Genomic DNA, 13,543 nt, shown 5'->3' with positions numbered 1-13,543 from the left:
GACATTACAAAAACTCCCATCATGGTAGAAGTAGAGTTTTGTTTTTTCTACTGTCTACTATGATGGGAGCATATCAGAATCCGGGTGGACGGTTTTTTAATGCTCTGAGCTCCAGCGGGAAAAAAACATGGTTCCTGCGGATAATCCCGAATTGTACAAATTCTCGCTCTCTTCCCGGGTCAGATCAAAATGGGTGGTTCCAATACCTAGTGTCGGAATTTTGATGGTACGATTCCGGTTCTGCTGCTCAATGTACCGCTCGTCATGGGTGGAAAGCATCGTTTCGAACATCGCTGTTAACATTCCGATTGGACCTTCGATGAGGTGCGGTGCATTGCTGTTCTTCCCCACCATCTGGAATCCAAGCACCGGCAGCGGTTTTGGTCCTCCCTTGGATTCCCGATCGAAGAGCCATAATGGAAAGTTGCTGAGCAGACCTCCATCCACGATGTAAACAAACTGTTCGCCAAAAGACTTCCCCTTCGCAGCCCGGCCCAATAAGCGTAGGATGACCGGATCAAAAAAGTAAGGAATACTGCAGCTCATACGCACAGCCTTCGCCACAGGAAAGGTAGCAGGGTTAATTCCGTATTGACGTAGATCGTCCGGAAGCACAAGCAGTCTTCCGTTTGTAATGTCGGACGCAACGATATACAGCTTTCCCGCCGGTATATCCGAGAACGTAAAGATCCCTTTAGCAAGCAGGATCTCCCGAATCCAATTCTCCAGTGCTTCCCCGGAGTAAAGCCCCTTCTTAATCAACACCCGCAAGGCTGGACCAATAAATTTTGTATTAAAAATGGGGGCCCGCTGAAGGAACGAATGAAAAGGCGTTGACTCGATTATGCGTTTAATCTCATCCGCGCGATAACCAGCAGCCAGCACCGAAGCGACAATGGAACCGGAGGACGTCCCCGCAACGCGGCTGAATTCCATTCCGGCATTCTCCGCAGCCTTGACAGCGCCGGCAAGCGATATGCCCTTGACTCCCCCACCCTCAAAAACCGCGTTGATTTGCATAAAAAATCCTCCGCTCATACATAGTCTAATGACTATGTATGACCACGGAGGAAGTTTCATACCTGCAGGTTTGGCTTGTTTTATCGATAATATGATTGCAATTGATCTTTAAAACCCAGTGGGTTTTTTAAAATATTCTCTGCCCTAAAGAAGATACTGCCCTTTACTTCGTCATAATTCTGATTGTACTTCAATTGGTTGATGATTTCCGATGCACTCTGCCAACCGATCTCATTGGTACCCAGTTTGTATGGGGCATGTCCGATCAGCAGGTCAACGCCGGTTCCTTGTACTTCACCGACCCACCAGTCAACCAGCTTATCATAATCGACAGCAGGATTGCTCATGCTCCAGTAGATTTGCGGCGCGACATAATCAATCCATCCATTCTGGATCCAGGCTCTGACATCGGCATACATGCTGTCATAAGCCGTCACACCTGCCTTTGTGTCTGATCCTGTCTTATCCACCGACTTGTTGCGCCAGACACCAAAGGGGCTGATTCCATACTCAACGTCCGGTTTCTCTTGGTGAATACTCTCACCAAGCGATTGAACGAAATCATTGATGTTTCCGCGGCGCCATTCTCCAACATCGGAATATTCGCCATTATTATATTCGCGATAGGCGGCTTCATCATGAAAGACCGTGTTGGACGGGTAGAAGTAATCATCCAGGTGAACACCGTCAATATCGTATCCATTCACCACTTCCATGATCGTATCAATAATATGCTGTCTGGCTTCTGGAATCCCCGGGTTGATATACAGCTGTTTATTGGCATTCACGATCCAGTCCGGGTGCTGAAGTGCGACATGGGATGGATGTAGCGAAGCGGTCTGAAGATCGGTGTTTGCCCGGAAAGGGTTGAACCAGGCATGGAACTCCATCTTCCGTTTATGCGCTTCTTCCACCATGAAAGCGACCGGATCATAACCGGGATCATTACCTTGGATGCCTGTCAATACTTTCGACCATGGCACCATGGTTGAAGGATATATTGCATCTCCGGCTGGACGAACTTGCACGTATACGGCATTAATGCCCACATCCTGTAGCGAATCCAGTAAAGCTATAAACGATTGTTGCTGCTGCTGTGCAGTGGATTTCGCTTTGGGCCAATCCAGATTAAATACCGTGGATATCCAAGCTCCGCGAATCCCCTCTTTCGATAACTCTGGGGGAGGAACAAGTTCAACCCCAGTAAATAACGATATTCGTTGTGCCGATTGATTCCATTCAACTTGCAATCCCAGGTTCTCACTGATAAACCGGAGCGGAACCATGACCCGGCCATTCTTGATTTCAACAGAGGCATCCAGCGATACGGCAGAGCCATCAACCAGGGCCGTATTCTTACCGGATGTCAGTTGCAGACTCGAACCGTCCTTGCCGATCGTTACCGTCCTCGACTTCTGATTCCAAGCAACGGAAGCGCCAAGGCCTTCACTAATAATCCGCGTAGGAACCATGGTGACATTTACCTTTGGCAATATGTAAGGAGATACGTCGCTGCTAAGGCTTACACCATCCAGCTGAATGCTGATACTAGCCGCCTTCGCTTGCACGGGAGGAACCACCGACGGGAGACACAATAACAGCATGATCAGGACTAACAACCATCTACGCAGTTTCATTTCTATTAATCCTCCGAAAATATGAAATTTGCAGGTAATCTAACTTATTAATATAACATAGGAAGTATGACAATCGAGTTAAAAAAGCATCTGTCACAAGCGGACAGATGCCCCATTACGATTCGTTGACTAATTCATTATGAACGTCACGCAAATCCTGAAGTCGGTTCTCATCACGCTTGAAATACTCTACAAGCGTCTCAATTCTCATAATGGAATCCCAGCTTAAATGATGCTCAATTCCCTCAACATCTCGGTAAATATTTTCATCCTGTACACCTATCATCTCAAGGAATTCCTCAAGCAAATGATGACGTTCCATGAGCCGCTTGCCCATTTTTTTGCCTTTACTGGTTAAAACCAAGCCACGATATTTTTCATAAATCAAATAATCGTCCTTGTCCAGCTTTTGAATCATTTTCGTGACGGATGAGGGGTGAACCTCCAAGCCTTCGGCAATATCCGAAACGCGCGCATATCCTTTTTCGTCGATCAACTTGTAGATGCGCTCCAAATAATCCTCCATGCTAGGTGTCGGCATCTTATTCCCTCTTTTCTATAATTACATAACGCTCATAACAACTGCTTTACCTGCACTAATTATGATACATGTTTTTAAGACCGGTTGGCAAGTCCTGGTCCAATCCTGCCCAAAGCCAGGACTTATGAATTGAACCAGCCTTATCCGGTCTTAGAATTTAAGCCATTCCGGTGTTATGCCTTGCAGCCATATCGTAATTTTGTACATTTGATCCGTGAAGAGCAGAATACCCATAAGAATCATTAATACGCCGCCGACTTTCATCAATATGCTTGAATATTTAAGAATCCAGCGGGTGGAGCCGATGAAAAAGGCCAGAATGAAGAAGGGCACCGCGAATCCCAGGGAGTAAGAAGTAATCAGCGGGAACCAAGTTCCCGGATCAGAAGCTGCCAGGGCAATAATTGCGGTTAAGATGGGTCCAACGCAAGGCGACCAACCTGCCGCAAACCCGATGCCAAACAAGAATGTTCCTATGTATCCGGTCGGTTTGGATTTAAAGTTGAATTTCCGGTCCTTCATGAGAAATTTTGGCTGAAAAATGCCGATAAGCATGAGTCCCATGACAACGATAAGCAGCGCAGACAACTGGCGAATCAAGTCTTGGTATTCCGTGAAAAATTCACCGAACAAGCCTGCTCCCCAACCGAGAGTGTAGTAAACGGCAGAAAACCCAAGGATGAACGCGAGTGTGTGCGTCATGGTCCGGAAACGGACGTCCTTGCGGCTCTGCTCGTTCTTCAAGTCATTGACCGACATGCCGGTAATAATGGATAAGTAGGACGGGTACAGCGGTAAACAGCATGGAGATATAAACGAAGCAAAACCGGCAGCAAACGCGATGCCGATATTGATATCAGCCATTAAATCTCAGAACCCCCTTATGTCGTGAAACCCTTTTTGCCGACAAGCGTAATGATTAGCAGGCTTATTAGCAGCAGCACAATCGTTGCGCCAGGTGCCAAATTAAACACGCCCGCAAGCATCAATCCCCCGATTACGGCCATTTCGGAGATGATCACCGACAATACGATGGAGCTTCGGAAGCTTCTGGCCAGCAATAAACTGATAGCTACCGGAATCACCAATAACGCGGATACCAGAAGCGCACCCACAATTTTGATGGCTGTGCTTACCACAAGCGCGGTCAGTACCGTAATGATCATATTCATCATTTTGACAGGCAGACCGCTTACACTGGCAGCATCCTCTTCAAAGCTGAGCAGAAAGAACTCTTTGAAGAATAGAATCACCACAGCTATGACAATCACAGTCACTCCGCCAACCATATAAATATCCATGGAATCCAGAGTGTAGATGCTTCCGAATAAATAACTCATTACATCTGTATTATAGCCCATCCCTAGAGTGAAGAACAGCGAAGCAAGCGCAACCCCGCCGGACATGATGATGGCGATCGATAACTCGGCATAACTTTTGTATGCTTTTCTAAGTTTTTCAATCGCAAAAGAGGCCAGTACCGCAAAAGCAAGTCCCGCAGCAAGCGGATATACTTCAATTAAAAATCCGAGTGCCACACCCGCAATTGTCACATGCGACAGTGTATCGCCGATCATGGACAAACGTCGCAGCACGAGAAAAATACCGATTAGCGGAGCTGTAATTCCGATCAGAACTCCCCCGATCAGCGCCCGCTGAAAAAAATCGCTAAGCAAAATATCCAGCAATGATAACGTCTCCTTCTCTTGCTTCAAAAATTTTTCAGTCTGCGAATTATATACTCATACTCAAACCAGTGAATGCTGCAAATCCACTTCGTCGCAATTCTCGATGTCATGGGAATGTCTTACAAAGAACTGAATCTTGCCGTTCTGCGAAACGGGGGACTCTCCCAAATAGTCTTTGACCATATCCAAATCATGAGTAACCATCAAAAAAGTCATATGATGATGGGCATGCATATGGGTAATTAATTCAAAAAATCCGGCTTGAGTCTCGGCGTCAATACCAATCGTAGGCTCGTCCAGAATAAGCAGATCCGGCCGATTAATCAAGGCCCGGGCAAGGAATACACGCTGCTGCTGACCACCGGATAAGGCGCCGATCCGCTTATCGGCAATATCCTGGATCCGCATCACTTCAAGAGCGTCTTCACATTTCTGATGATCCAAACGGTTTACACGTCGAAACATTTTTTTCTTATTATATAATCCAGACATGACTACTTCACGCACAGTGGCAGGGAACAGCGGATTGAAGGAATTCTTCTGCGGCACATATCCAATCCGTTCCCAGTCCTGAAATTTGCGGATCGGCTGGCCGAACAGCTCGATCGTCCCTTCTGCAGCAGGCAGCAATCCGACAATCATGCGAAGTAAAGTGGTCTTACCTGCGCCATTCGATCCGACAATGCCTACAAAATCCCGCTCTTTAATGGAAAAATTGAGATCCTTGATCACCTGTTGATCGCGGTAATGGAAGGATACATCTTTGATTTGTACAATGGGTTGGTGGCAATTAGGTACTGCCGGTTCCATAATCAGGCCGCCTCTCTCTTGTAGTTTCTATTAAATATATGAACATCCCGGATATCTATTATACATAAAGTGCGTGTTCAAAAAGGTCGATTTTCAGCACCGAAGCTTATGCTTCCGGAGTGCGTTTTTTCAAAACGCTTTAGGTTAGATGAAGCTAGGGACGTCAGGAGCGGAGCGTACGTTTTGGGTACGTGAGCACCTGAAATGTTTCTGGAGGAAACATGCTTCGGAAGCATCTGCTTAGGCCCGGCTCTGAATTCCAAGATTCGATGCCGAGTTGCTTCCTGATTCGCTTGGTGTTAGATATAGGATTTATAAGTTATCAACGAAGTTGATGAAATTCTATATCGCAAGAAAACCTACTTCCGAATCGCGGTCGTTCAGCCTTGAATTTGCCTCGATTGGTTTTCTTATCAAAAGCGGACTTTTTGAACTACCTCATAAAGAAGAGGGGGATCATTCCCCCTTCTTATTTATTGTAGAGCCTTCGTTAGATTTTGCAAATTTTTCTCCATCAAGGTGAAATAATTCTCGCCGCTATTCGCCTGCTCCTTGGTCAGTCCCTCTACCGGATTCAGCACCAAAGTTTCCACGCCTGCTTCACTTGCCAGCGTTTTGGCAAGTTTATCCGATACAAGTTCTTCGAAGAAAATATACTTCACTTCCTTCTCTTTTACCGTTTTGGTCAGGTTCACGAGATCCTGCGCCCTAGGCTCAGCATCTGGCGAGAGTCCCATAATTGCATGCTGGGTCAAGCCATAATCCCGGCAGAGATAGCCAAAAGCTTGGTGCGAGACGACAATGTCTTTTTTCGGCAACTTGGACAATTCGCTCGTAAAATCGTTATCCAGCTTGGTCAGCTTCTCTTTCAGATTTTCATACCGTTGTTCATACACGTCCTGATGTTCTGGATCAACCTCGACAAGACTATTCTTAATATTCTCTGCCATCACCAGCGCGGATTTCGGGCTTACCCATGTATGTGGATCCGAATGGTGAGTGTCATGATCATGATCATGTTCTGCCCCTTCCCCATGTCCATGACCATCATCTCCGGTAGCATCAATCAGCTTGATGCCTTGGCTCACTTCAACCGGTTTCACTTGGGTATCGCGGTCCAGGCCCTTCAAAAAACCGGGTACCCATCCCTCGAGTCCCGCACCATTATAAAGGAATAGCTGAGACTTGGAGGTATTTACAATATCCTGGCTGCGGGGTGTCCAATCATGCGGCTCTACGCCGGTTGGCAGCAGATTCACCACATTTACCTCGTCTCCTCCAATTTCCTTCGTAAATTCGTATATTGGATAAAAGGTCGTCATCACATTTACCTTACCTTCTACGATGCCGCCGCCGGATTTGCTTCCGCAGCCCGACAAAATAAGTACTGTCAACAATATAGAGGTCACACTCCACGTCCAACCATTCAGCTTGCTCTTTCTCTTGTTCATGTTCATCTCCCATATCCACGTTTAAAAGTTATTAATCGTAATCTTTACTAACAAGATTATAAGAGCAGGCAAACCTGATTGTCAACCAAATCGTAAGAATTACTATTAATTTTTCGATAGAGTTGTTTTTTTACAACAACTGAGAGAAAAAAAACGGTGTACCCATTAACAGGATACACCGTCTATTACGTCTTCATTCAATTCAGGCACTTATTACTTTACAACCGCACCATTAGGCATGCCCTCCGGAACCGTTGCAAGCGTCAGCTGGTCACCGTGGGAAGCAGCCAGAATCATGCCCTGTGACATCTCACCTCTAAGTTTCACTGGCTTCAGGTTGGTAACACAAATTACTTTGCGTCCTACCAAATCCTCTGGCGTATAGAACTTGGCGATGCCGGATACGACTTGCCGCTGCTCAAAGCCGAGATCAAGCTGCAGCTTCAGCAGCTTATCAGCTTTCTTGACAGGCTCAGCCGCGATGACTTGCGCGACGCGCAGCTCGACTTTGGCAAAATCCTCAATGCCGATTTCCTCTTTGAGTTCTACCGGCTCCTCAACATTTGCTCCTTCTGCCGAAGCTGGGGACTCTTCCTGAGTTTTCTTCGAACCGCCTGTCATGGCTTCAGCAATGTAGGCGACCTCTTGCTCCGGATCGAGGCGAGGGAAGATCGGCTCCCCTTTTTGAAGCTTTGTACCTGCTGGAATGGCCCCGAATTGGCGACCGCTTTCCCAAGTGGTCAGTTCTCCTTCTGACAGACCGAGTTGATCCCACATTTTCTTCGGCGTACGGGTCAAGAACGGCTGGAGCAGAATAGAGGCCACGCGAAGCGTTTCCACCAAGTGGCTCATGACGGATGCAAGCTCATTACGCTTACTGTCATCCTTGGCCAGTGTCCACGGCTGGGTCTCATCAATATACTTGTTGCTGCGGCTGATGAACTGGCTAATAGCTGTCAAAGCCACAGAGAACTCCATATTCTCCATCGCGGATTCGACTTTCTCATATACCGTCTTGGCCGCTTCTTCAATCGCTGCATCATATGGCGTAACGCCCGAGGAAAAAGCAGGAACATCTCCATCAAAATACTTGTCGACCATGGCAACGGTTCGGTTTAGCAGATTACCCAGATCATTGGCCAGGTCAGAGTTTACCCGCTCTACGAAGCTTTCCGGCGTAAACGTACCGTCTGCACCGAACGGAACTTCGCGCAGCAAATAATAGCGAAGTGCGTCGAGCCCATAACGGTCGATCATTGTGACCGGATCGACCACATTGCCTTTGGATTTGGACATTTTGCCGTCTTTCATAAGCAGCCAGCCATGTGCAAATACCTTTTTGGGAAGCGGGACATCCAGTGCCATCAGAATGATCGGCCAATAGATCGTGTGGAAACGCACAATTTCCTTACTCATCAGATGAACATCGGCCGGCCAGTATTTATCATACAAACTGGTGTCATCTGTGCCGTATCCCAGAGCCGTTATATAATTCAGCAAAGCGTCAATCCACACATAGATAACATGCTTGGGATCGCTCTTCACCTTTACGCCCCACTCATAAGTCGTACGGGATACTGCCAGGTCCTCAAGGCCGGGTTTAATAAAATTGTTGATCATCTCATTCTTGCGGGATACCGGCTGAATGAAATCAGGATTTTCTTCATAGTACTGAAGCAGACGGTCCACATACTTGCTCATGCGGAAGAAATAGCTCTCTTCCTTCACAAGCTCTACCGGTCGGCCGCAGTCTGGACAGTTGCCGTTCACCAGCTGTCGTTCCAAGAAGAACGATTCACAAGGGGTGCAATACCAACCCTCGTATTCTCCTTTATAGATGTCATCCTGCTTCAGCAGGCGTTCAAACACATCCTGCACAACCGTGGTATGGCGCTTCTCTGTGGTACGAATGAAATCTTCGTTTGATATATCGAGTTTCTTCCATAGATCCTTGATGCCTGCTACGATGTCGTCAACGAACTGCTGCGGGGTTTTCCCTGCCTCTGCCGCTTTGCGTTCAATCTTCTGCCCATGCTCATCGGTACCCGTCAAGTAACGGACATCGTATCCACGAAGTCGCTTGTAACGGGCCATCGCATCGCCCGCCACCGTCGTATATGCATGTCCGATATGCAGCTTGTCACTTGGATAATAGATTGGTGTCGTAATATAAAACGTCTTTTGGTCTGTCATCGTAACCTTCCTTTTCCGTAATTTGATTGTCGCCACTGGAGGCGATTGACCATGGTTTCAAGAATACACAGCAGTACATAGCAAAAAACCCCCGTCCTCATGGGACGAGAGCTACTCTCACGTGTTACCACCCAATTTCCCTGTCCCCTTGCGGGTAACAGGCTCATCTGCCGTCATATACCGGCCGTCCATTAACGCTGGCTCACGCCGCTCCTTTACGGCAGCCCTGCAGCTGCATCGCTCAAAAGCGGATCCTCCAAGACCATTTTCCGAAATCCGCCAAGACCGGTTTCCAGCTGCTCCGGCTCTCTGTTCAAGGCATGTGCTTTTCGTACTTATCTCTTCCTCGGATATACCTATAATTTCTTACATTTTAATCAAACGGACAGCGGTGTGTCAAGCTGTGCGCTGGCCCATCTGCTTCATTCTAATTCCTCAGTCAGCGAAGTGTGCGTTTCTCCCTTTCGCGGCGGAACCATATCAATGCCTCCCGGATGAAATGGATGGCATCTTGCGATACGTTTGGCCGCTAACCACGACCCCTTCCATGCACCATGTACCTCAATGGCTTCCAGCGCGTAGGCTGAGCAGGTTGGGTAGAATCTGCAGGTCGCCGGCTTTAAGGGGGAAATGAACTTTCGATAAAAGTGTATGGGTGCCTTGACGATCCTGCGTGGCGAGCTCATACCCGGCCGTCCCTCTTCCCTCCTATGGATGGTGAGGATTCCTTCTCGCCTTGATCTTTGCCGCACTCCCCGCAATAACCGAACACTTCGAATTTATGTTGAACCACCTGAAAATCCTCAGGCGCGTCGGTCAGCTGCATAGGGCAAAACATAATGGGATAGGTCTTCTGGCATTGCAGACAAATCATGTGATGATGATGATGATCTTCGCTGCAGCGTCCGCGAAATTTGATTCCTTCCTCAAACACAACCTGCTCCAATACACCAAGCTCATACATTACCCGAAGATTACGATACACCGTATCGAAGCTCAAACCGCTGTATTTCTGGCCCATATATTCGTATACATCCTTAGCTGTCAAATATCCAGGATGTTCTCCAAACAATTTGGCAAGCGTCTTGCGCTGATCGGTAATGCGCAGCCCGTGTTCCGACATCGTATTAATAATCTGTTCCGTCGTAAGCATACGCAATAACCCCCTCTTCATGAAGATACTCTTCTCCTATAATGCCTGAAAAATAAGGCAGCGTCAATGAAGGCGATCACGCACACGTGTCAAGCAAGCCATGTTCCTTCAAATAAAAAGAAACACTTCATTACAGGGGCACCGCCACTTCAGAAGTATCAAAAAAGGCAGTCCCAACCATGAAAATGGCGATCAGGACTGCCTCTTTGCCTATAATATAATCAATTATTAGTGCTTAACCTGCGGAAGCGGCTGCAGCAGCAGATTGATCGGTAAACTGCTTCCAGGCGCGGCCGTAAACAGAATCTCCACGGTTTGTTCATAATCTCCTGTGCGATACAGCACAGCGGCTTCATTCGGAGCGGAAACAGCGCCTCCGCTGGTGTTCGGCGTCTGAATGATGTTTCCGTTCACCATCATCACGCCCATATATTTGCCACCGCGCGGATTCAATGTAATCAGCGTCCGCGGTGCTACACGGTGCAGCTTGATTTTGTACAGCACACCAAAATTCCCGGCATTCGATTGATAAGAACCGTTAATGCCGTCATACCCTTCCAAGTTTGGATCATTCGTTTTGTCGCCAATCGGAAGTCGGGTAGGTGTGTTGCCTACGAGATCGTACGATTCAATGATCCTGGTCGAATCCGGATAAGTTCCGCGGTTATGCACACCGTCTCTAGCGAGCAGTTTCAGATAAGGAAGCTTCTGAATCGGATCCTTCACTTCATCAATCATGATGACATCATAACGGATCGGGGAATCTGAATACAGATCAGCAAACATCGAAAGAACCTGTTGATTTTTCAAGGTTTGTGAACTCAGATCCTGCAAAATGATCCGGCTTTCGCCAGGTGCAAGAGAGATCGTCTTGAAAGAGTCCGCTGATTGCATAGATTCCAGATATCGCTCGACAGCTGCTTTACCCGTAGCGGTTGGAATATTGATCGGTCCACCTACGCCGGTATACTCGGTTGTCAATCTTGCCGTCATCGAGTTGATGTTCGTTGCAACAACGTACATTTTCATATTTCTGCCGGTCGCGTTCAAGTGGTGGATCATAAACCGTGTGCTGGCATTACCTACTTCACGGTACAGGATTCCCTCTTGATAAACAGTTTCCGGTGAGTTACTGCGAATAAGCAGGGATGGTTCAGAACTTCGAGTCATCGGGATGACATTCCATGTCGGCACCTCTGTCCCGTTAAACGTATATTTATCCCCGATATTCGTAAATAAATGGTTAAATTGATCACGCGTGTACAATACTTCAGTGGTTACATTAATGATCTTCTCATAAGAGCTTGTAGCGCCATGCTTATCCGTAACAATTAATAATACTTTATGAGGTCCTGGCGTAAAAAACGCCTGATCATTATTTTCCCACTTCGATGTAATCGTATCGCCGGGATCATTGTCATAGCTTTGGTTGATGTACGTGATTTTCTCACCGATTTTGTACTCCTGTTTGTCCGTATCAAACATGGCAACTGGAGGAGTATTCGGCGCGGAAACATGAATGCTCAGGCTGTATGGGTCGCTCCACTCCCCGCTCGAATCTTGTACGGAATAGGTAACTGTATGAATACCAGGCTCGTCAAAAATTTCTTCGCGACCTTCCCAATACTCATCTACAATATCCAGTCCCGTCGGCGAATAAGCATTCGTTTTATACGTAACGGTTGTTTGTCCAGCCAATATTTCACCAGGCTGAACCGTAAAGGAGGCCACCGGCTTGGAGCTTAGGCTAAGGATAACCCGCTTATTAGGCTGGTCCACACGATAATTAATATCAAGCGCCTGCGTAATGCTGGTCAGCGGCACCATAAACGTATTGTTGGATTGGTATGCAGGCCCCTTCATTGTTTTCTTGACGCCATTCACCGTGTAAACGCTGCTGTTCGTTTTAAAACGAAGCTCATCATTACCCCGAATGATAATTGTTTCCTTCGTTTTTCCGTCATAGGTCAGCTTTAACCCGACACGATTGACGAGGGAGCGGATCGCAACATAGGATACGCCATTTTTCACGGCCATTGGCTGCCCTGCCGTATACTCTTTCCCGTTCTGATACATTTTGTTGCTGTTCATCATCAGGATAAGGTCATTCGGACCAAGATTCGGTATGTTAGGAACCCCACTGCCGGATCCCCCGCCGGTATTGCCACCTGGCTGCTGAGAGCCGCTGCCCATACCGGATAAATCGAGGATAACCTTCTTCTCGGATTGGTTAACCTTATATGGAATGTCAAGCGCTTGCGTGATCGAGGTTAATGGCACCATAAATACGTTATTATTCTGGTAGGCAGGACCTTTCATCTGGCGCACTTGTCCATTGACTTTATATTGACTGCTTCCTGTCGTAAACCGAAGCTCGTTACCATCCTTGAAGATGATCGTTTCCTTCGTCTTGTTATCGTAAGAAAGCTTCAATCCTGCGCGCTCCACCATGGCACGAATAGCCACATAAGAAACCCCTTGCTTTACAGCCATCGGCTGTCCCGCCTTGTACTGTTTACCGTTATGGTACATGACATTGCTGTTCATCAGGAGCACAAGCTCATTAGTAGAGGCATTGGAAGCGCTGGCCTTGGGTTCATCCGTGGTCTGGCTGCCTGTCTCGTTCTCTGGTGCCGTATTACCGGAAGGCACGCTGTCTAATTCTTCCTTCTCCTCGTGTGATACAGAAGAATCGATTTGGGAATCAGTTACCGTTCCCTCCACTACATCGGATGATATTTTTGTGGAGTCTGCCGGTGGCGTTTCCGCTTTGTCAACCGATGGTGTTGTCGCCGGTTCTTTCGATGGTGTTTCCACCGGGTCTATCGACGTCTCCTCTGCTTGCTGCAAGTCCGTTTGCTGTTCTATTCTTTGCTGGCTTTGTCCTTCCACCGGGGACTGCAGCGCTGATGGACTAGATAGCGCCGGAGCTGTAATATCCGGTGATTCAGCTGCCACGGGAAAGGCCATTGATACCTGTGCCGCAGCAAGGACTGTAATCATCGAGATTCTTTTGAAATTCATTCTCTACTCCTTTAAAACTCTCAGTA

Annotated in this window: 11 protein-coding genes; all 11 read right to left on the bottom strand. The window is 47.4% G+C overall.

From position 1 onward, the window contains the following. Positions 1–96: 96 nt before the first annotated feature. Positions 97–1,020 carry a patatin-like phospholipase family protein gene (locus tag AM231_RS05315; RefSeq protein WP_054401599.1) on the bottom strand — a complete coding sequence of 308 codons (924 nt, stop codon included), beginning with the start codon at positions 1,018–1,020 and terminating at the stop codon, positions 97–99. A gap of 80 nt (positions 1,021–1,100) precedes the next feature. Further along, positions 1,101–2,657: a family 10 glycosylhydrolase gene (locus AM231_RS05310; protein WP_054401598.1), complete on the bottom strand. Its 1,557-nt coding sequence runs from the start codon at positions 2,655–2,657 to the stop codon at positions 1,101–1,103. A gap of 115 nt (positions 2,658–2,772) precedes the next feature. Then, positions 2,773–3,198: a transcriptional regulator MntR gene (gene mntR / locus AM231_RS05305; protein WP_053488877.1), complete on the bottom strand. Its 426-nt coding sequence runs from the start codon at positions 3,196–3,198 to the stop codon at positions 2,773–2,775. Positions 3,199–3,348: 150 nt separating this feature from the next. After that, positions 3,349–4,062, bottom strand: a complete 714-nt coding sequence (locus tag AM231_RS05300) for a cytochrome c biogenesis CcdA family protein (protein WP_053488878.1) — start codon at positions 4,060–4,062, stop codon at positions 3,349–3,351. A 17-nt stretch (positions 4,063–4,079) separates the two neighbouring features. Beyond that, positions 4,080–4,883, bottom strand: coding sequence for a metal ABC transporter permease (locus tag AM231_RS05295; protein ID WP_207383599.1), 804 nt, complete (start codon positions 4,881–4,883; stop codon positions 4,080–4,082). Between the two features lie 63 nt (positions 4,884–4,946). Beyond that, the gene (locus tag AM231_RS05290) at positions 4,947–5,696 is read right to left on the bottom strand and encodes a metal ABC transporter ATP-binding protein (protein WP_053488880.1); all 750 of its coding nucleotides are present in this window, start codon (positions 5,694–5,696) and stop codon (positions 4,947–4,949) included. A 473-nt stretch (positions 5,697–6,169) separates the two neighbouring features. Next, positions 6,170–7,153 (bottom strand): metal ABC transporter solute-binding protein, Zn/Mn family, encoded by a 984-nt coding sequence (locus AM231_RS05285; RefSeq protein ID WP_054401597.1) that lies wholly within the window; start codon positions 7,151–7,153, stop codon positions 6,170–6,172. A gap of 207 nt (positions 7,154–7,360) precedes the next feature. Further along, entirely contained in the window at positions 7,361–9,340 is a 1,980-nt protein-coding gene (metG, locus tag AM231_RS05280; protein WP_054401596.1) for a methionine--tRNA ligase, read from the bottom strand. A 422-nt stretch (positions 9,341–9,762) separates the two neighbouring features. Next, positions 9,763–10,026 (bottom strand): membrane protein insertion efficiency factor YidD, encoded by a 264-nt coding sequence (gene yidD, locus AM231_RS05275; RefSeq protein ID WP_054401595.1) that lies wholly within the window; start codon positions 10,024–10,026, stop codon positions 9,763–9,765. Then, positions 10,023–10,493: a Fur family transcriptional regulator gene (locus tag AM231_RS05270; protein ID WP_054401594.1), complete on the bottom strand. Its 471-nt coding sequence runs from the start codon at positions 10,491–10,493 to the stop codon at positions 10,023–10,025. Before AM231_RS05270 ends, yidD begins: the two co-directional genes overlap by 4 nt. A 228-nt stretch (positions 10,494–10,721) precedes the next feature. Beyond that, on the bottom strand, positions 10,722–13,517 hold the full coding sequence (locus AM231_RS05265) for a stalk domain-containing protein (RefSeq protein WP_054401593.1): 2,796 nt from the start codon (positions 13,515–13,517) through the stop codon (positions 10,722–10,724). Between the last annotated feature and the right edge of the window lie 26 nt (positions 13,518–13,543).

The organism is Paenibacillus solani, assembly GCF_001277345.1.
Taxonomy (GTDB): Bacteria; Bacillota; Bacilli; order Paenibacillales; family Paenibacillaceae; genus Paenibacillus_AQ; species Paenibacillus_AQ solani.
Note: the sequence above shows the minus strand (reverse complement) of the source record. Positions and strands in the feature narration are given on the sequence as shown.